The 21389-nt window shown below is 42.5% G+C and carries 17 protein-coding genes; 14 read left to right on the top strand and 3 right to left on the bottom strand.

The annotated features are described in order from the left end of the window. Positions 1 to 10: 10 nt before the first annotated feature. The 6 genes from F8N35_RS00115 (at position 11) to F8N35_RS00090 (ending at position 7594) form a co-directional block, all read left to right on the top strand. Positions 11 to 1540, top strand: coding sequence for a family 43 glycosylhydrolase (locus F8N35_RS00115; RefSeq protein ID WP_293049331.1), 1530 nt, complete (start codon positions 11 to 13; stop codon positions 1538 to 1540). A gap of 26 nt (positions 1541 to 1566) precedes the next feature. Then, complete coding sequence (pelA, locus tag F8N35_RS00110) at positions 1567 to 2709, top strand: pectate lyase (protein ID WP_293049330.1); 1143 nt, start codon at positions 1567 to 1569, stop codon at positions 2707 to 2709. A gap of 8 nt (positions 2710 to 2717) precedes the next feature. Beyond that, complete coding sequence (locus tag F8N35_RS00105) at positions 2718 to 3743, top strand: pectinesterase family protein (protein ID WP_293049329.1); 1026 nt, start codon at positions 2718 to 2720, stop codon at positions 3741 to 3743. A 13-nt stretch (positions 3744 to 3756) separates the two neighbouring features. After that, a complete protein-coding gene (locus tag F8N35_RS00100) occupies positions 3757 to 4971 on the top strand; it encodes a glycoside hydrolase family 88 protein (RefSeq protein ID WP_293049328.1) in 1215 nt (404 codons plus the stop codon). A gap of 284 nt (positions 4972 to 5255) precedes the next feature. After that, complete coding sequence (locus tag F8N35_RS00095; protein WP_293049327.1) at positions 5256 to 5867, top strand: GH25 family lysozyme; 612 nt, start codon at positions 5256 to 5258, stop codon at positions 5865 to 5867. Between the two features lie 467 nt (positions 5868 to 6334). Further along, complete coding sequence (locus tag F8N35_RS00090; protein ID WP_293049326.1) at positions 6335 to 7594, top strand: tetratricopeptide repeat protein; 1260 nt, start codon at positions 6335 to 6337, stop codon at positions 7592 to 7594. A 76-nt stretch (positions 7595 to 7670) separates the two neighbouring features. Here F8N35_RS00090 and F8N35_RS00085 read toward each other — a convergent pair whose 3' ends face one another. Further along, positions 7671 to 8009: a helix-turn-helix domain-containing protein gene (locus tag F8N35_RS00085; protein WP_293049325.1), complete on the bottom strand. Its 339-nt coding sequence runs from the start codon at positions 8007 to 8009 to the stop codon at positions 7671 to 7673. 377 nt (positions 8010 to 8386) lie between these two features. Between F8N35_RS00085 and F8N35_RS00080 the strand changes: the two genes are divergently transcribed. Next, the gene (locus F8N35_RS00080) at positions 8387 to 8827 is read left to right on the top strand and encodes a cupin domain-containing protein (protein ID WP_293049324.1); all 441 of its coding nucleotides are present in this window, start codon (positions 8387 to 8389) and stop codon (positions 8825 to 8827) included. Positions 8828 to 8854: 27 nt separating this feature from the next. Next, entirely contained in the window at positions 8855 to 9709 is an 855-nt protein-coding gene (locus tag F8N35_RS00075; RefSeq protein WP_293049323.1) for an SDR family oxidoreductase, read from the top strand. Between the two features lie 72 nt (positions 9710 to 9781). Here F8N35_RS00075 and F8N35_RS00070 read toward each other — a convergent pair whose 3' ends face one another. Both F8N35_RS00070 and F8N35_RS00065 read right to left on the bottom strand, forming a co-directional pair. Further along, positions 9782 to 11158, bottom strand: coding sequence for an MFS transporter (locus F8N35_RS00070; protein WP_293049322.1), 1377 nt, complete (start codon positions 11156 to 11158; stop codon positions 9782 to 9784). Positions 11159 to 11298: 140 nt separating this feature from the next. After that, positions 11299 to 12579, bottom strand: a complete 1281-nt coding sequence (locus F8N35_RS00065; protein ID WP_293049321.1) for an O-acetylhomoserine aminocarboxypropyltransferase/cysteine synthase family protein — start codon at positions 12577 to 12579, stop codon at positions 11299 to 11301. 552 nt (positions 12580 to 13131) lie between these two features. Between F8N35_RS00065 and F8N35_RS00060 the strand changes: the two genes are divergently transcribed. The 6 genes from F8N35_RS00060 to F8N35_RS00035 all read left to right on the top strand — a co-directional run bounded on the left by F8N35_RS00060 (position 13132) and on the right by F8N35_RS00035 (position 20251). Continuing rightward, the gene (locus F8N35_RS00060) at positions 13132 to 13536 is read left to right on the top strand and encodes a hypothetical protein (RefSeq protein ID WP_293049320.1); all 405 of its coding nucleotides are present in this window, start codon (positions 13132 to 13134) and stop codon (positions 13534 to 13536) included. A gap of 219 nt (positions 13537 to 13755) precedes the next feature. Continuing rightward, a complete protein-coding gene (locus tag F8N35_RS00055; protein WP_293049319.1) occupies positions 13756 to 14703 on the top strand; it encodes a DUF535 family protein in 948 nt (315 codons plus the stop codon). A 302-nt stretch (positions 14704 to 15005) separates the two neighbouring features. Continuing rightward, positions 15006 to 15338: a hypothetical protein gene (locus F8N35_RS00050; RefSeq protein WP_293049318.1), complete on the top strand. Its 333-nt coding sequence runs from the start codon at positions 15006 to 15008 to the stop codon at positions 15336 to 15338. 82 nt (positions 15339 to 15420) lie between these two features. Continuing rightward, on the top strand, positions 15421 to 15999 hold the full coding sequence (gene folE, locus F8N35_RS00045; protein ID WP_293049317.1) for a GTP cyclohydrolase I FolE: 579 nt from the start codon (positions 15421 to 15423) through the stop codon (positions 15997 to 15999). A 110-nt stretch (positions 16000 to 16109) separates the two neighbouring features. After that, a complete protein-coding gene (locus F8N35_RS00040; protein WP_293049316.1) occupies positions 16110 to 17375 on the top strand; it encodes a phosphoglycerate kinase in 1266 nt (421 codons plus the stop codon). Positions 17376 to 18049: 674 nt separating this feature from the next. Beyond that, positions 18050 to 20251, top strand: coding sequence for a TlpA disulfide reductase family protein (locus tag F8N35_RS00035; RefSeq protein WP_293049315.1), 2202 nt, complete (start codon positions 18050 to 18052; stop codon positions 20249 to 20251). Positions 20252 to 21389 lie beyond the last annotated feature (1138 nt).

Genomic DNA, 21389 nt, shown 5'->3' with positions numbered 1-21389 from the left:
AACATCCGATATGAAGACATCGAAAAACATCAAACACATCCTTTGCGGATTATTGATTTCAATGTTTGTTATGCCTACTTTTGGAGCTAACAAGCTGGCAACCCATAAAAAAATTGATAATCAAACCTATACCAACCCCGTATTGGGTGGAGATTATCCCGATCCTTCCATTCTGCGGGTGGGCAATGATTTTTACATGACCCATTCTTCATTCAATTACTATCCCGGATTGTTGATCTGGCATTCTACCGACCTTATCCATTGGGAACGGGTGACTCACGCGCTCAACAAAAATGTCGGTTCGGTTTGGGCTCCCGATTTTGTAAAAGTGAACGACACTTACTATATCTACTTTCCGGCTGGAGGCACGCTTTGGGCAGTGTATGCCAAATCTCCTGCTGGCCCCTGGTCGGAGCCTGTCGACCTTAAGATTCACGGATTCATCGATCCCGGACACCTGGTTGCACAAGACGGAACGCGTTATCTTTATCTATCCAACGGTTATTATATCAAACTCACTGCCGACGGATTGGCAGCTGACGGGGAAGCGGTGAAATTTTACGACGGCTGGAAGTTCCCGCAAACATGGAGCACCGAATGTTTCTGCATGGAATCGCCCAAAGCTACTTATCACAACGGCTATTACTATCAAACGGTAGCCGAAGGTGGCACAGCCGGCCCGGCCACTTCGCACATGGTGGTGACGGCACGTTCTAAAAATCCGTTAGGACCTTGGGAAAACTCGCCTTATAATCCCATCATTCACACCGAAAACAGGGACGAGACCTGGTGGAGTCAGGGCCATGGTACGCTTGTGGATGATGCCACCGGCAAATGGTGGATTCTCTATCATGCTTACGAAAAAGGCTTTCATACATTGGGACGTCAAACGCTGATGTTGCCGGTGGAATGGACCAAAGACGGCTGGTTCCGCATTCCGCAAGGAGTAAAAAGCGGGGCTAAAATTCAAAAACCGCAGGCTAAACCTTCTAATGACGGGATCGGATTGTCCGACAATTTTTCGGGAAATACGTTAGGGTTGCAATGGCAATTTTATAAACTTTTCAAGCCCGAACGGGTGCAGGTAAGCGATGGTAAACTGACATTGACCGCCGAGGGTAATTCGTTTGCCGACAGTTCGCCTTTACTGGTAAATGCTGCCGATAAAAAGTACGAAGTGATCGTTGAATATGCAATCGAGGACGGTGTTACCGCCGGCCTGACTCTTTATTACAACGAAAAAGCCAATGTTCGTCTGGCGGTTGATAGTAAAGAGACTTCAGTTATTGTACAACAATCCCGAAAAGCGCATTCTCCTTCATTGGCAGGCAATCACGGTTTTCTTCGCATTCTGAACGACAATAACGAGGTGAGTTTTTATCAAAGCTCCGACGGAAAAAACTGGACAAAATTCGACCGAAGCATCGACATTTCAGGCTACAACCACAACGTTTTTGCCGAATTTCTTAGCCTGCGTGCCGGTCTTTTTGCCTTTGGCAATGGGAAAGCCGTCTTCCGAAATTTCATTTATAAAAAATAACTGTTGACTTTAACTCATAAAATCAGATGAAAAACAACTATTTAATCACAATACTATTGCTTTTCCCATTAACCTTGGGTTTTGCTCAAAATAAACCACAAGTTAAACCCGGAGACTATCTCAAAATGAGATGGGAAACGGTGGCAACCCGAATGCCATCAGAGTGGTATGGGACTGACGAAGCCAAATTGGTGGCAGAAAATGTGTTGATCAGTCAGAAAGAAATTGGAGGATGGGCGAAAAATGAACCTTATCATCATCCGTTTTCCGATTCGCTGAGAACACACTATCTACAAACCAAAGATGAAAAAGGCGGAACGTTTGACAATGGCTCGACCATCTCTGAATTGCGTTTTCTGGCGAAAGTATATGCTCACTTGAAAGACGAACGATACAAGCAGGCATTCGAAAAAGGAGTGAAGTATATCTTCATGGCACAATATGAAAATGGAGGATGGCCTCAGTATTTTCCGGTTAAAGATGCTCAGGATGAGATACTTTTGGATAAAACAGAACCCTATTCGATGCACATTACCTACAACGACAATGCCATGGTGAATGTAATGACACTGCTTAAAGATCTGTTTTCTGATAATAAGGAATTTACACCTTTAGAGTTGGGGAAAGACCTTAAAGAAAAAGCGAAGATGGCATTCAACAAAGGGGTTGAATGTATCCTCAAAACACAAATTCAGATTAACCACCACCCCACCGTTTGGTGTGCTCAACACAACGAAAAAACACTTGCTCCGGCTAATGCACGTGCCTACGAACTGGCTTCTTTCAGCGGAGCCGAATCTGTAGGTATCGCCTTGTTATTGATGGATATCGACCATCCGTCAAAAGCCATTATTTCGGCTGTAAACGGTGCAGAAAAATGGTTCGAAGATCATGAGATAAAAGGGATAAAAATCGGAAGCGAAACCAACCAAAATGGTCAAAGAGACCGTGTTGTCTTTGAAGATAAAGATGCACCGCCTATTTGGGCCCGATTTTACGATCTGACAACAGAGAAGCCTTTCTTCTGTAGTCGCGATGGTATTAAGAGAAGCTCTCTGGCAGAAATAAGTTACGAACGCCGAAACGGTTATGGCTGGTACACCTATGAACCGGCAAAAGTGTTAGCCAGATTTCCCGAATGGCAAAAGAAAAATCATCTTTCAAAATAACAGCAAACATGAAAAGCAAACTTGCTAGTTTTATAGCATGCTGCACAATCATGCTATGTAGTCCTTTACATGCCCAACGTTATCAGGCAATTGTTTCCCCTGGCGCAAGCATTCAGGCGGCTATCGAGGCTGCCCCTGAAAAACCGGACAAACCTTATGTCATCCTGGTAAAAAACGGCATTTACAAAGAAAAGGTGATTATTGACAAACCGAATATCGTATTGATCGGAGAAAATCGCGACAGCACACGGATAATATTCGCGGAGCTTTCGAGTAAACGGACAATGAAGGAGTACAAGGGCAAACCAGTCGGCAATGGTGTGATTGTATTGCAGGATGGAGCTGACAACTGTATTATCAGTGGCATGACCGTTTATAATAACTACGGCAGTACCATTGAGCCGACTACTGCCCATCAAATGGCGATATTTGGGACTGCAACGCGTACCATTATCATTAATTGCAACGTATGGGCCGATGGCAACGACGCATTGTCACTCTGGGCAAAAGAGGGAGGGATGTATTACCACGCGGATCTCAACCTGCGTTGTCCGGGAGTCGATTTTTTGTGCCCGAGAGGTTGGTGCTATGCGACCCGTTGCTCGTTTTATGGCGATGGACGGGCGTTAATCTGGCATGACGGACGGGGCGATTACGATAAAAAGCTGGTCATTACCGATTCTCATTTCGACTCGAAACGTCCGGTAACGCTGGGCCGCTACCACCACGACGCTCAGTTTTTCCTCATCAATTGCACGATGACCGACAAAATCATCGATCATCCGATTGGATATGCTTATACCGATCAGGTGCTCGATCCCTGCCCCTGGGGTCAACGGGTGTATATGTACAACGTGAAACGCGAAGGCGGGAATTTCGCCTGGATGGGAAACAATCTGGAAAAGGCGAAAGGATCACCCAAACCCAAACAAATCAACGCACTTTGGACATTCGGAGGAAAATGGGATCCCGAAGCTAAAATAAAAGCGCTTTGGAATGTTCTTTCCTATTCACCGGATAAAAGCGTCAAATAAAATTGCAAACACCATGAAAAAATTACTGCTTCTCCCTTTGCTATTTTCTGCCTTTAGCTTACAGGCTCAATCCAACGATTTGTCGGTGATCCGTTCGGTGGCCGACAATATCCTGAACGAACACTCCTACAACATTGTGGATAAGAAAACGGGAAAAGTTTATTCCGACTCGAAGAATTTACCTGCCGACGGTGATTTTGCGTTTCAGAGCAAATATCTGGAGTGGCGATATGTAGACGGGGTGCTCAACATGGCCATGCTCGACCTTTTCAAACAAACCGGCGATGAAAGGTACAAGGATTTCGTGCTGAAGAATTATCGGTTTATTTTCGATAACAGCCCATTTATCCGAAAAGAATACGAAAAAGGAATTCGCAATCCGGCCTATTATCGCTTTGCTGCGATGAAAAGTCTGGACGATTGTGGTGCCATGACCGCTGGTCTTATCTGCGCTGTTCAGTACGACAACCGATCTGACTACAAAGCTTATATAGACCGGGTTGGGGATTACGTCCTGCACAAAGAAGGACGCCTTGCAGACGGCACGCTCTCCCGCGGACCGGAAGGTCACAAGATTGTTTGGCTGGACGATCTTTACATGAGCATTTCCTTTCTTTCGAAAATGGGTGACTATTCCAAAAACAGCGAATACCTCGATTTTGCCGCCAAACAGGTAATTCTGTTCAGTAACCTGCTGTACGACCCCATCACCGGCCTCTATTTTCATTGCTACTACGACTACCTGAAAGAACCGGGTGTCGCTCACTGGGGGCGTGCAAATGGTTGGAGCATTTATGCGCAGGCTTATCTGCTCGATGTACTGCCCGAAAACCATCCGCTCCGACCGCAACTCTTACAGATTTTTCGGCGTCAGATTCTTGGCTTTTCGCGCTACCAAAGCCAGTCGGGACTTTGGCATCAGTTACTCGATAAAAACGATTCATACCCCGAAACTTCCTGCTCAGCCATGTTCGCCTATGCGGTTGCCAAAGGGGTCAATCGCGGATGGCTCGACAAAGAATTCGGGACGATTGCTCTACGTGCCTGGGAAGGAATTACCAAACAAGTGAATGAAAAAGGAGAAATTTCCGGTATCTGTATCGGCACAGGCATTTCGCACGATCTGGTTTTCTATTACACCCGCCCTACTCCGCTCAATGATGCTCATGGACTTGGCGCTTTTATTCAGGCCGGACTGGAAATCAATAAAATGAAGGACAGGAAATAAGCGAAATTACTACTATGAAGCAATTTGGTTCCTGGTTTTGTTTCTTTTTAAATAATTCAAGAGATTAATTCAACACTTAACATCGATTCAATTTCTCTGTTTGGTTTTTAAGCCGTAATTTTGCATCATATTTGAAGAAAGACTGAAGTATCATGTACAGGGTAGGATTTTTAGCGGTATTGCTTTTATTTATCGGCTCGTTTTGTGTCAACGGCAAGCATTCAAAAAAGCACAGACATATAAGGGCAAATCACAGAATGGTCGGTGTGGACATATCAAGATATATGACCAGTGACCAGATCGTGGGCATTGACGTATCGAAACATACAGGTATCATCAACTGGGACATTATCAAGCGACAGGGCATTGATTTTGCCTATATCAAATCCACCGAAGGTGCTGATTATCTTGATCCCCGTTATCTTTACAATATCAAAGAAGCCAAAGAAGCCGGCATACCGGTAGGCGCTTACCATTTTTTCCGTTTTCACCGCACCGGCAAAGAACAGGCAGACAATTTCCTTTCGCAGGTAAATGTTCGCGAGCTGGATCTTCCTCCGGTAGTTGACGTGGAAGATTGGGGCCAATACAATTTTTCGAAAAATACCGGTATTGTAAGCGCTGAAGTTCAATCTTTTATCAGCAATATCGAAAGCAGAACCAACCGTAAGGTGGTTATTTATGCCGATAAAAATTCTTACCGGAAATATATTGAAGGCAGATTCAGGAACAACCCGATTTGGATATGTTCCATCGGAACTCCTCCTCAAATAAGCCAAAAATGGACATTGTGGCAAAAGTCTCAACGCGGCAAATGTTCAGGCGCTTCCGGCATTGTGGATATTAACCTATTCAATGGTGACTCCAAAGACTGGAAAGAGTTTTTACAGAACTAATCATTTCATTATAAATCAAGAATCAAAGCGGGTTGAAGCTGAAAATTTCAGTTTCAACCCGCTTTTTTTTGGACATTCATCGTGACATATTAATTGGCTGCAAAAAGACAATTCGTACTACCTGATTGTATCTTTACTGCGATTTATCTGTTCGCTATCTTCTTGTCCGCACCAACTTCACTGCAATCTTCAGGAATACAGAATATCTCTGAAATATATTTCAATTATCCAATAATCAAACATATGGGAATTTACCTGAAAACCCTCAAAAAAGTAGGGAGCAAAAGCCGAAATGCTGAATTGTAGGCAACACACAAATTGAACTTACGTTGCAACAATCTTTGGGTTCAGTTACCGCAAAGAAGAAATGTGATCTTTTAGCCTGAAATGGTAATTGTAAGTTTGTCAGGCCAAAAAGATAAATAATCGAACAATGCGCTGATTGATTTACTTAGCAATTTCTATCTATGAGAAAAATTATGTTGGTTTCTTTGTTATTTATGTGTGTACTGGCAGTAAACGGACAAAAATCGACTGATCAACAGAGTTCTAACGAACCGAGCGTCAATACACTCAATAAAATGGTATTAGCCGCAAATGCTTCATCACCATCATTCTCAAAAGCACAGTCAATAGACACAGAGAAGCATGGATTCGCTTATGAAGAAGATTTCAAAGATGCATTTTCTGCTTCCCCACAAGCTATGGATAAATACTGGGAAGGAGTGCATCACATGATGGCAGATCAAAGTAATGACGCTCTTAAGGCTTTTACAGAAGCATTTAAAATTGATTCTACCTTTGCGATGGCAGCTTTTTACGCCACACTTTTGGCGAACAATCCTGAACATTACAAAGAGTCGGTACGGTGGGCACAAATGGCTTATGACAACAAAGATACTCTTCCAAAGGACCTTCAGGACTGGATCTCTCTTTGGCACGGATTGCTCATTACAAAAGATTGCAATGAGATACAACAATGTTGCGATGCCATGTTGACTTCAGACAGAAAATCCAGAATCTTCTGGGATGATTTAGGCGAGAATCTTTGTGCCATAGAACAATATGAAAAAGCAATAAAAGCGTTTTCTAAACTGGAAGCTTTATGTGTTGAATTGAGAAGTGGCTGGAAAAATTCAGGATACTATGAAAATTACGGTTCGGCTTGTCATGCTATGGGCATGCACGAGAAAGAAGCTGAGGTATTCAAGAAAGGGCTGACTGCTTCTCCTGACGATATGTCGTTATTATGGGATCAAACCCGGTGTGCATTGATAAATGGTAATGACGAAGAAGTCAATAACCTGCTGAATAAAATGCAAAAGATATCCAAGGAAAAGGGATACACCGTTTATACTCCTGAATTTACAAAAGGGATAATCTACACAATGGAAAACGAAGGAGCAAAAGCAGAAGAATCTTTACGAAAAGCTCTTCAGAATGATCGTGATAACAAAGACATTATGGGGACACTGGCATGGTGCCTTGCTAAATTCAATGTCAATCTCGATGAAGCAGAACAACTTCTGGCAAAATCGCAGTCAAAAGAAACTGATAATCTTGGTTCAAGTTATGTAAAAGGACTCATCAGTATGGATAGAGGCAATCTGGAAGAAGCTCTGGCAACTCTTCAACAGGTGAAAGACAAATCATCGATCTGGTACTATAAAATTTGTAGTACCATTTCAAAAATAGAGAGTTCGTTAGCCAATCAAAATGCTAAATAGCATTTAGCCAAGAGGCTGTTTCTGATTATTTTACCTGAGACAGCCTCTGTTTTTAAACTCTGTACCGCAACAGGATTTATTGCGTCACCTCCTGAAAGTGTTGCAAAGACCAATCGAGCAACATGCGCATGGCAAGCATAAGGCTTTCGCCGGTTTCACTTAAAGAATATTCAACACGGGGCGGGATTTCAGCATACGCTTCCCGCACCAGAAGGTTGTCTTCTTCCAAATGTTTCAATGTAGAAGAAAGCATCTTCTGGGAAATGTCGGGGATTGACCGACGAATTTCCGTGTACCTCATCTTCCCGTTTTGAAGAATACACACTAACACCAGCAACGACCATTTATCACTGAAACGGGCTAACACATTCCGAACCGGACAGGTGGGAAATTTCAAATCAAGTTCCTGCATCATTTTCAAATTTAATCGCCTCAAAATTACAAAATATCTCCAAAAGAGAGTAACACAATCGGAAGAAAGCCACTCTCTACTTAAATAAGGTTAAATCTTCAAGAACACCCAATACGTAAAACGTTGTATATCAATATTAGTAACCCAATAAGTGCGTTACTAACGATGTTGCATCTGGCTCCGTAGTGCTATACATTTGCAGAGTAATTACAACTCGATCCGATATTTATGCTGCGCGCAGCCTGAATTCAGAATTACCAAAAACGAAAAAATTATTATAGTATGAAACGAACATGTTGCTTCACAACATCCAAGGGTAATATGATAATTTCTAGCAACATGAAGTTCCATGCTACATTAGACAAAAAAATTATTATAGCATGAAAGAGATAACTGTAAAGAATTACCTTTCGGCCGAAGGAGAAAAAATTAACCGTAATGGCAACGAATTCACTATTAAACCGGTAATTCCTGCTGCCGACGTGACCAAATGTCGTGCCAACTTCATTGAAGTAGAACCGGGAAATTATGCTTTCGGGTATCATTATCACGAAGTGAGCGAAGAAGTTTTTTATATTATTAGCGGGATCGGAATAGTGCGTACTCCAAAAGGAGATATTACCGTAAAAGCCGGCGACGCCATCACATTTCCGACCGGAGCCGAAGGAGCTCACGTAATACGCAACGGATCCGACACCGAAAAACTCGTTTATATCGACTTTGATGCCGTCAGCATTCCTGAGATCGTTCATCTGCCCGATATAAACAAAATCATGGTGACAGGACCGTATTCAGACGGGATTTACGACGAAGTAAAATAAATAAATCATCATTCAAAATTAGCATTTATGAAAATAGGAATAACAGGCGCAACCGGACAATTAGGCGTTCTGGTTGTCAATAAACTAAAAGAAAAAGTGGCCGCTGAAAATATTGTGGCACTTGTACGCTCGCCACAAAAGGCGGCATCCCTTGGAGTAGAAGCCCGCGAAGCTGATTATAATCAGCCTGAAACGTTAGAAAAGGCTTTTCAAGGCATCGACAAATTGTTATTGATTTCGGGAAACGAAATCGGACAACGTTTGCCACAACACACCAATATTATTAATGCTGCAAAAAAAGCAGGGGTGAAGCTGATTGTTTATACAAGCCTACTGCACGCCGACACCTCTACACTGTCGCTGGCCGAGGAACATCTTGGTACTGAAGCTGCGCTAAAAGCCTCAGGAGTTCCCTATGTTTTGCTGCGTAACGGATGGTACACCGAAAATTATACCGGATCAATCGGTGGTGTTTTGGCAGGTGGAGCTTTACTCGGTAGTTCGGGAGAAGGAAAGGTAGCTTCCGCCGCACGCGCCGATTTTGCCGAAGCTGCTGTCGTCGTACTTACCAGCGAAGGACAGGAAGGCAAAGTGTATGAACTTGCCGGCGATGAGGTTTATACTATGAGCGATTTGGCAGCCGAAATTTCAAAACAGACCGGGAAGAATATTCCGTATACGAATTTACCAGTAGCAGAGTATGCGGCTGCTCTTATCAGCGCCGGTTTGCCCGAAGGCGTAGCTCACTTTTTAGCCGGTACCCAGGGTCCTACCGAAAAGGGAGACCTTTTTGACGACGGACATCAACTCTCAAAATTGATCGGTCGCCCTACAACTTCATTGGCAGATGCTGTGAAGGCGGCTCTTGCCGGTTTGGCATAATTAGACTGGTCAGAAACAAAAGGCTGCTTCGGCAGCCTTTTTTCGTTATAGACTCTCTCGGCTACTCCATAATCAACTGTTTTTCTTCCCTCTGGCCAAAGATGCAAACACGCCAATAAAACAAAGGATGGCAAAAATAACGAACAAAAGCCGCACGCAGGTTACAAAAGCCGGATGTTGTGCCGGAGTAATATGCGATTCGCCAATGAAAAGGTGAATCATGAGGGTTGCCAGTCCCAAACTCATCATTTGACCGGTGAGACGCATGGTGCCTATGGTTGCCGAAGCAATTCCCAGGTATTGTTTGGAAACCGACCCCATAACCGAATTCGTATTGGGAGACGAGAATAAACCAAATCCGGCACCAAGAATTATAAGACTAATTATCAGAAAAGTGCGGGAAGTATCTTCTGATATGAAGGAGAGCATCAGCAATCCTGCTACTATAATACTCATACCGGTGGAAGATAAGATCCGGGGATCATACTTGTCAGAAAGCCGACCTGCAATGGTTGCCACGATCATCATCACCACAGGCTGACTAATCAGCAAGAGACCGGTGTCCCGGGGTGTCATGCCCTTGATATACTGAAGATAGAGGCTTAGAATAAAAGCTACGGCAAACGTGGCAGCATAATTGATAAACGCGGATAGATTTGAAAAGGCAAAAATGCGGTTGTTGCGGAAAAGACCGATTTCCATAACCGGGATACTACAGTGTAGTTCGACGCGAATAAACCAAAGCAATAATGCAACACCTGCAACAGCCAAAATGATTGCGTTGGTGTCGGGCAATTTCGAAAAGCCATACATCAAAGCTGAAATTGCCAACATATAAATGGCTGAGCCCTTGAAATCGAAGGCATCCAGACTGTTTTTTGTTCCGTCCGGTTTAATAAAAACAGCAGATGCAATAGTAATCGCAATTTCAAACGGCACCAACACAAAAAAAATACTTCGCCATCCCCACAGTTGGGTAAGGAAACCGCCCGCCACCGGAGCAATGGAAAGCCCGAGATAAACTGCTGCAACATTGATGCCCAACACCTTCCCACGTTCATTGGGAGGGAAAATGTGAGTAATAATGGCCATCCCCGTTGCGTACATCATGGCACCTCCAATACCCTGAATGACGCGGACTCCAATAAGCATTCCTTCCGAAACGGAAAGCCCGCACAGCAGCGAAGTGATGCCCACAATAATATTGCCACAGATAAAGATTCTTTTCCGGCCCAACAGATCGGCGAGCTTACCGAATGGAACCAGAAAAACAGACGACGACAACAAAAACGACATGGCAATCCAGCTCAGTGTAACGGCATTGAGTGAGAACTGACGCGCAATATCAGGAAGAGCGACATTGATGGCTGCCGACAGAAACGGAATCACAAAAGAGGTGAATACCACTGCATACAGAACAATTGTTTTATTTTCCCGAATTGTTGCCATGAAACCTAATGTGGAATTGTTATTACGAACAAAAATAATCACAATTTTGACAGGATATATTTCCGTAAGTCACATTCTCTTAAATAAAAAGCCTGATCATCAAAAGACAATCAGGCTCTTTCATTACCGAATCAGATCGGTTAAGCATTGAGCGCTTGCTCTATATCGTCAATAATATCATTTGCGTTTTCGATCCCCACCGAGAAACGGATCAGATCGGGAGCCACACCGGCGGCAATCAACTGTTCGTCGGTAAGCTGACGGTGAGTATGGCTGGCAGGGTGAAGCACCGATGTACGGGCATCAGCCACGTGTGTAACGATGGCCGCCAGTTGCAGGTTGTCCATGAAGCGAATAGCCACTTCACGTCCGCCTTTCAGTCCGAACGAAATAACACCGCAAGAACCGTTGGGCAGGTATTTCTGTGCCAAATCATAATATTTATCGCCTTTCAGTCCGCAATAGTGCACCCAGGCCACTTTTTCGCTGGCTGCCAGGTATTCGGCCACCTTCTGGGCATTGGAACAATGGCGCTCCATACGCAGATGCAACGACTCCAGTCCGAGATTGATGATAAAAGCATTTTGTGGCGACTGGATCGCACCCAGGTCGCGCATCAGCTGAACGGTTGCTTTTGTAATAAAGGCCTTTTCTCCGAAAGCCTTGCTGTAGGTGAGTCCGTGATACGAAGGATCAGGTTCTGTAAGGCCGGGGAATTTATCGGCATGAGCATCCCAGTCGAATTTACCGCTGTCCACAATCACACCACCCACCGTGCTGGCGTGCCCGTCGATGTATTTGGTGGTAGAATGAATCACAATATCGGCTCCCCACTCAATCGGGCGACAATTGATAGGAGTGGCAAAGGTATTGTCCACAATCAAAGGAATGCCGTTGGAATGAGCAATTTTGGCGAATTTTTCAATATCGAGCACCGAAATGGATGGATTTCCGATGGTTTCACCGAAAAGTACCTTGGTGTTAGGTTGGATAGCCGCAGCAATCTCTTCTGCCGGAGCATCCTGATCGACGAACGTACATTCGATTCCCATTTTCTTCATGGTAACGGCCAGAAGGTTGAAAGTACCACCGTAAATGGTGGAAGAGCTTACAATATGGTCGCCGGCAGAGCAGAGGTTGAAAAACGAGAAGAACGAAGCCGCCTGTCCGCTGGAGGTAAGCATTGCCCCCACTCCACCTTCGAGTTGCGCGATTTTATCGGCCACCGCATCGTTGGTCGGGTTTTGCAAACGGGTATAAAAATAGCCGCTCTCTTCGAGGTCGAAAAGACGACCCATCTGTTCGCTGGTATCGTACTTGAAAGTTGTACTCTGATAGATAGGCAATACACGTGGTTCGCCCGTTTTGGGATTCCATCCTGCCTGCACGCAAAGAGTCTCCCGGCTCTGTTTCTTTTCCATGATTTAGTTGTGTTTATTTGTCGGTGCAAAGGTAGGAAAATATACTGCTCGAAAGGCAATTCCGGAACATTGCCACTGGAATTACGCATTTAAGATTTTTATCAATACTCCCCTATAAGTATCATCACCGCATGCTTTTTACATTTTGCAGGGTTTGCTCTTTTTCAGCGTGGAGTTTTGATTTAGCAGTCCTATGCAGCTTATTTTCAATATCCCAACGGGAACGGATAGAGGAGTTCTTCAAGAGATGAAATATAGTCACGTGTATTATTGGAGAGAGCACCTGTTTCTTTATCAGTTATTTGAGCCTTAATGCGGATAAAGGATTGTAAAGTTCCCCATTGGCTATATTGCTCCACTATTGATTCTTCTGAGGTCTTTAAGGGTGGGAAAAAGGCCTGACGGCTGTTTGCAATTTAAAATCTCTGCCATTTTTATTGGGTCAGACGACCCAATAAAATACTACTCTGTTATTATAGACAAATTTTAAATGCGTCATACCTGCAATCTTAAATACAGAAAAAGAGTTTTAGTATTATTTTTACAGTTGAAATGAAACTGAGTTTTAAAAATATTATCGGGCATGGATTGATCTTGCTTCTGGCAATACAAACCTTTAACCGGAGCATCAACTCTATTGAATTTTATAATACTCCGTCAAAAATAGTTGTTGATATTGATGACCTAGATTATATAGATTCAATGATCGAGTTTGTGTTTGAAAACATCATGGGTTGTTCCAAACATACATTTCACGACCGTGCTATTAGTGGCAATATCGCCAAACTACAACATATTGCCCATTTAGATCTAAAAACAGTTCAATATCTGAAATTACTATTTGATCTAAAAAAACAACAACTCAGCCATTTCAGGATTATTCCCGCTAATGAGAGCACCATCTGTCTTTGTTACAAAGAAGTACTGCCACAACCTCCCCAATCAACACACGCTTAGTTGCTGCAAGAACTAAGCTCCTTTTTTATCTGTCCGATCCAAGAAATGCCTATTTTCCCGCATTCAACATCTACATATCCGAATGTGAGAAAATGTTGAGCATTCAATCGGGTGATTTATCAAATATTGTGAGCAATTAATTTATTAATGAAGAAGTTGATTCGATTTATCAGGGTCAATTGTCACTTCATTTCATACTCAAACTAAATCAGCTCTCTCATGTTTTCTATATCTCAATTCTCATTTTTCCAAGTTATACACGATAGCTGGCAACTTGCATCACAAGCCTTTGCAGATGAAAGCAAAAGCTATCGGAGGAAACAAAAGTGGAAATGCCTTGTGCATGCTCTTGCTAATCCCGGATTTGCATCCGAATGGTTTGCATTCATAAAATCATCAGATTTTGAAGTTATATTTTCTAATCGTCCACAGCTTTATATAAAACCATTCCGGGTGTATATGTCAACACGGTGGTCGAAAAAACAGAAAGTAAAGGTTATTCTTGATACCTATCGTTACATCCGGAGCAAAGAAAAATTTCTGCAGGTAATTACCAAAAACCGTTTGGTCCTGGCGAAGTTTAACCTCAATGATGCTATTGAGGGAGAGTTAGCATTAGGGTACGATTACAAATACCGGAAAGAAGGAGAACTTATACTATCGTTTGCATGTGAACAATTAGGGGGAGTTATCGCTGCCGCAGCATTTTCATTTGAAGAAATAAACTCAGGCCAATGGGTTTGCAGAATCGGTTGTGTTCAGGGACATCAGAAGAAGGATTCATATCCGGCAAAAACAGCACAAAAATTACTACATGGACTTCGCCCGAAATCATTGTTAGTGTTCACAATCCAAGAATTTTCCCGACAGTTAGGCATGGTAGCTATTTATGGCACTGGCGATGCCATCCAGGCATATCGTTGTAAACATGCAATCTACATTCCCATATTACATAGCATTCAATTTAATTACAACGCATTATGGGAGGAATCAGGAGGACAACTGCTCGACGATGGCTGGTATGAACTTCCGTTAGTCGCCGTTCAGAAAGAACCAATAGAGATTAAAACCTCCAAACGGGCTCTGTATCAACGAAAATACAGTATGCTTGATAATCTTTCGTTAAAGATCACCGACACTGTAAAGACAATAGATAGCGAAATATAATACTTGTTATCGTACTTTTGTAGCCGGACAAAGAACAATTACACTCTAAAATTCAAATTTAATGACAGCTAATCATATTGTCATTTTAAGTACTTTGCAATTGTCATCATTAATACAGCATCAACCCTTTTGTGGCTGGCATTATATTATGATGCCCAATCAGGTTGTGAAAAAACGCTGAAAGCAAATCCATAACGTGAAACTTCACTAAAAAAGAGCCTCCGCTTTTCTCCGGTTCATCTATTGACACTACTTTTGCACAAAGAATCGTCTTAACACTTTACCAATAATAGATTTGGCTTATGAGAAAGTTAATATTCCTAACTGTTTGTGTGTCGCTGTTTCTGCTAACCGCTTGTTCTAAAACAGACTCGGCACCCACCTCGCTCATCAACACAAGCTGGAAATGCTCAACATCGGGTAACATACAGGTATTGAAATTCACCTCGGCAACAGCCGGTACATACACCGTTAATAGTAGTTCTGTGGCATTCACCTATACCTACTCCAGTCCCAATATCTCGATCAAAGAATCGAATGGAGACAAACTGGACGGGGATTTTACCTCCACTACCACGCTTGAGATAGTACAGAGTAATTCGCCGACGGCTGCATTGACATTCACCAAACAATAATCTTTATTTGAACTGATAAACAAAAACCTGTCCGTAATATGGGCAGGTTTTCGTATTTTTGCAGCTTCAAAAACATTCCGCGATGGAAATAGTAAAACAAGACAACGAACAGCTCGAAAAGCTGAAGTACCATTACGGTGAAATTCTCAAATTACTTGGAGAAGACACTGAACGTGACGGCCTTATCAAAACTCCCGAACGTGTGGCAAAAGCAGTCCAGTTTATGACTCAGGGCTATGAGATGGATGCCCGCGAAGTACTGCTTTCGGCAAAATTCCGCGAAGATTACCGCCAAATGGTCATCGTGAAAGACATTGAATTCTACTCCACCTGCGAACACCACATGCTCCCGTTCTTTGGAAAAGCACATGTGGCCTACATCCCCAACAAATACATTACCGGACTGAGCAAGATTGCCCGTGTGGTCGACATCTTTGCCCACCGCCTTCAGGTTCAGGAACGTATGACGACCCAAATCAAAGAGTGCATCCAGCAAACGCTCAATCCGCTGGGAGTAATGGTGGTAATAGAAGCACAACATACCTGCATGCAGATGCGGGGTGTACAGAAATACGGAGCGGTCACAACAACTTCCGACTTTACGGGAGTTTTTGAGGTAGCTAAAACCCGCGAAGAGTTTATCAGCCTGATTAAAAACTAATAAGATACTGTTACAGACTCACAATTGAGCTGGTTCCGGTTTTCGGGAATCAGTAAAAAATCGTATTTTTGTAACTGATTCAGAACAATCATCTTCAAACAAAAATAACTATGCAAACACTTGACAGCATTAATTTTGCCGGCAAAAAGGCATTCGTTCGCGTTGACTTCAACGTTCCTTTGAACGAAAATTTTGAAATTACAGACGACACACGTATTCGTGCGGCTCTGCCTACGTTGAAAAAAATCTTAGCCGATGGCGGTAGCGTAATTATCGGTTCTCACCTGGGCCGTCCTAAAAAGAACCCGGAACCTAAGTATTCATTGAAATACATCCTGGCTCACGTTTCAAAATTATTGGGTGTTGAAGTTCAGTTTGCCGACGACTGTGTAGGCGCTGATGCAGTTGCTAAAGCTGCTGCCCTGAAACCAGGCGAAGTTCTTTTGCTCGAAAACCTCCGCTTCTATGCTGAAGAAGAAGGCAAAGCACGCGGTTTGGCAGAAGATGCTACCGACGAAGAAAAAGCTGCTGCTAAAAAAGCCGTTAAAGCTTCTCAGAAAGAATTCACAAAAAAACTGGCTGACCTGGCTGACATCTATGTAAACGATGCTTTCGGTACTGCCCACCGTGCACACGCTTCTACAGCATTGATCGCTTCTTACTTCGATGCTGACAAGAAAACTTTCGGCTACCTGATGCAAAAAGAAGTTGATTCAGTTGAAAAAGTATTGAAAGAAGCAGTTAAACCGGTAACTGCCATCATCGGCGGTTCTAAGGTTTCTACAAAAATCACTATCATCGAAACCCTCTTGTCGAAAGTTGACAACCTGATTATCGTAGGTGGTATGGCATTTACTTTTGCAAAAGCTCAGGGCGGTAAAATCGGTACTTCACTATGCGAAGACGATATGCTGGAACTGGCTAACACTATTGTTGCCAAAGCAAAAGAACTGGGCGTTAACCTCGTTCTTCCTACCGATTGCGTTGCTGCCGACAAATTTGCACCCGATGCTGCTACTCAGGTAACAGCCAATACAGCTATCCCTGACGGCTGGATGGGTCTTGACCTCGGTCCTGCTTCTGCTGTTGTGGTTTCCGATGTTATCAAATCATCCAAAACCATCTTGTGGAACGGTCCTGCCGGAGTATTCGAATTCGATGCATTTACCGTAGGTTCTAAAGCTATTGCAGTTGCCATTGCAGAAGCTACATCAAACGGTGCTTTCTCATTGATTGGTGGTGGTGACTCTGTTGCTTGTATCAACAAATTCGGTTTGGCCGACAAAGTAAGCTACGTATCAACCGGTGGTGGTGCTCTCCTCGAAATGATCGAAGGCAAAGTACTTCCGGGTATCGAAGCTATCCGCGGTTTCTAAGCGAAACACGATATTTCAAAACAGAAAAGGTTGTTCCAAACGGGACAACCTTTTTTTGTATCTGCTGTTCTCTTCATAATGTCATTTCACCACAAGTTAATCATTTTGAGCCATGTTTGCATATACATATATTGATAAAACAGTATGTTTAATTACCATTTTTATCTAAAATATCGAATTAAATATCTAAAATCTCTATTCACTCACAATTCCCCGACTTATCTTTATCGACAAAATTTGAGCCATTTTTAATCTGCTTTTTGCTTTTCATCGCAATTGGAGGATGGCATAAAATAGTGCAGAATTTTGTTGCGGTATTAAGTGTATTGGTCTTTCTGTTTTACAAGCACTACATTTCAAAAGCAAGAATACATTCGTCAGAAACGACACTAAAAAAGAAACGACTGAAAATTATCCTCCTCCTGATCGTAACCATGTGGGGCATTTTAGCCGCGTCATATGTAGTCATCCATAAGCTCGTTTTTGAGAATTTGGCATGGGATAGCTTACTACTTAGTTTGGGAAGTGCAATACTCTTTGTTTCAATTCCTGTAATCATTGCAGAATATGTATCGACGAAAGGGCAAAAAACAGACTAGAATAGAATATTCTTCCATATAATCAACAAATTATCTATATCCTCTTAATCATTAAACCTACAAATCACTTCAAACATGAAACACGCAACACTTGTTCTGGCCTTTTTCGTCCTTTTTGTTCTTGTCGCAATAGCACAAAAGAGAACGATTGTAAATCCTACATACGAGGTAAAAAATTCGGGAATCGATAATGTGGCTAAAATTGAACTGACCGACACTGCCACCCTGCTTTCGATGCACATTACTTTTGTGCCTCACTGGTGGGTTACATACGACAGCGCCGATGTAATACGCGACTGCGCTACCGGCTCCGAATACAAGGTAAAAGAGCTCAGAGGTGGTGTTTTTAACAAATACATCTGGATGCCGGACTCGGGCGACAGCACCATCGTGCTGGTGTTTCCCCCACTCCCGGCATCGGTAAAAAAGATCGACTATAACAAACAGATTTTCGGTATCTCGCTCGATCGAACCGCAACCGGAACTCGTAAACCCGCCGTGGTATCACCCTCCATCAACAAATGGATACAGGAACAATTGTCAAAAGCTCCTAAAGCAACATTGGAAAACTATGAGCTCCCCACGTTTTTCAATGACAAACAGAGTCGGTTGATTGGCTGTATAAAAGGATACGACCCCCGGCTGGGTTTTTCCACCGGAATTATTTATGTCGCCAACGAGCTTACACGCGAAGATTACCCTGTTGTGATTAAGATTGAACCCGATGGTCGTTTCGAGGCAGAGATTCCTATGAATATGCCGAAATACACTCATGCAATATTCAACGAACGTTATGGCATACCGTTTTACATCGAACCGGGCCAAACCCTGTGCATGATTCTCGATTGGGACGAATTCCTTACCGCCAACCGGAAAGCCAATATCCGTTACCCTTTCAAAAATATCGAGTACAGAGGAGCACTTGCATCACTCAACAAGGAACTTCTGACTTACCCTACCAGCCAGTTTAGCTACGAAGTATTCGATAAAAAAAGAAAGACCATGGCTCCGCTCGACTTCAAAGCCGACCAGTTGAAAGGATATGACAACAATATGACTCAATATAGTGAGTACGTGAAACAACACTCGTTGTCGCAGAAAGCAAAGACTCTGCTCTGCAATAGAATTATGCTGGAAAATGCCAATATTCTTTTCAATTATGCGATGGACCGCAATTATTACGCTAAGCAAGACAGTACGAACAAAATGCTCAAAATTCCGGTCCCAGTTTCATATTACGATTTCTTAAAACAATTGCCGCTCAACGATCCAAGCCTGTTGGTATGCAATGAATTCAGCGAGTTTATCAACCGCTTCGAATACAACGAATTGTTTATGAAAACACAGGCGCAATTTTACGCTAGCCAAAATGCACCCCAACTCAAACCAGAAAAGAATTTTCTGGAATATCTTGATGAAGAAAAAATACAAATTACCCCTGAAGGGCGGAAATTTTTATCAATCGTAGTAAAAGAACATCCTACCGACGATGAACGGAAACAACTGGAACAGATGCGTGAGGTATCGAAAAATATCAATGAAAAGTATAAGGAACTTCTTTTTAAATATTCACAAAAATACGTTCTTCCACTTGCCCAATCTAACAACATCAAAAGAGAGATTGAGATTTGGAAACTAAAAGATTGTACCCTGAACAACGAAATGGGGCTTGAGCCGAATATGATCTACGAAATAGCCAAAGTCCGTTCGCTTAATTTTTCGTTTAAAAACGCAGCGTCGAAAGAAAATGCTTCTGCCTTGTGGAATTTCTTAAAACAAGGCATTAAGACTCCTTATTTGACCACAACAGGCCAGGAACTGCTATCCAAAGCCTTCCCCGAGAAACAAGTTGCTTCAAAACCATTGCCCCAAAGCGCATACGCTGATGTTTTCCGAAAAATCATCGATCCGTTCAAGGGGAAAGTGTTGTTCATCGATTTTTGGGCTACTACCTGCGGCCCGTGTGTAGGTGGAATTAAAGAGATGAAAGCGACCCGTGCAAAATATGTAAACAACCCCGACTTCGACTTTATCTTCATTACCGACCAAAAAAGTTCGCCCGAAAAAGATTACAATAATTTTGTGAAGGAGCAGGAGATGAAGAACACCTACCGCCTTTCTACCGATGACTTCAACATGCTGCGCCAGTTATTCAAGTTCAACGGAATACCACGTTATGTCGTTATCGACCAGAAAGGCGATGTGCTGAACGACAAATTTGAAATGTGGAATTTCGAAACCGAGTTGGGGAAAATATTGCCGGCATACAACAAATAAAACTGCAAGTTAGCCCAATTTATGAGGCCCTGATTTCACTTAAATGACAACTATAATCATGAAGAAAAAGTTGGAATGGAATAACCCGAAATACCTGTTATCAATATTGGGTGTTACACTATTCTTAGCATATATCTGTGAAGACAATGGGGAATCATTTCCTCATTCTTTTATGCGCACATTAATTATCACATCGGGAACATATTATTTTCTACCGTTGGGAGAATTGAGAAAACAATTATCTTTTGACCGGTTTTTAGCAGCGTATAAAAAGATGACGCTCTGGACATTTTGTTGTATTTGGATAACAGCAAGTTTAGCAAACATATATGACCTGTATGCACACCATAAAATATCAGAAATAGCAACCTCAATAGGAATAGGACTCTTAGTCGCAACTTTTTTCATCTCTTTCAACGTTATCGCCTCTACTATCATTTTCAAGCCTCCCACTGAGGAGGCTCATAACTAACAAATCAAAGAAGGATACCGACTAATCATCTGCTTCTAAGCGATACTCGTAACACTGAAAAGGTTGTCCCGTTTGGAACAACCTTTTCTGTTTGTCTTTCCACCTATTTGGAGTGAATTACGCCGGAACGGCACATGTTGATCCATCTATTTCACATTGGCATTGCGTAATTTCCTTCACCGATTTCCACAAATTAACATTTCACGCCATTAGTCACCCCCTCTAAAACGGTCTGTTAATCAACAAATGGAGGTGAAACTCTTTTTGTACTCGTTAATTTATCATAATAATATCATGCTCCCTTATTGTATCCTTTAAGAATTGTAAATTTGACATAAAACTCTGTTTATTAGTATTATAAAAAATTTAAGTGTCAAAATAACGCTTATAAATACTCCGTTTTCAATTTTCATATCCGATTAGACTTGTTGTTACATTCCACAGATATACTAACTTTGCAACAATAATCTTGATGAATACGTGACCTTGAAGACAGATCAGCCTTTCAATTATCGTCTGAAATAATAAGATTCTGACGTTTGAACCACTATTTTATAGAAACGTCAAGAAATGCTTTGCAGGAATACTTCCCTTTTTTAGTCAGACTGATAATACTGGTTTTATTCGACAGTTTCCTCTTCTACAATGAAGAGGTTTCACGTTGTA

This window comes from Paludibacter sp. (assembly GCF_009712605.1).
Taxonomy (GTDB): Bacteria; Bacteroidota; Bacteroidia; order Bacteroidales; family Paludibacteraceae; genus Microbacter.
Note: the sequence above shows the minus strand (reverse complement) of the source record. Positions and strands in the feature narration are given on the sequence as shown.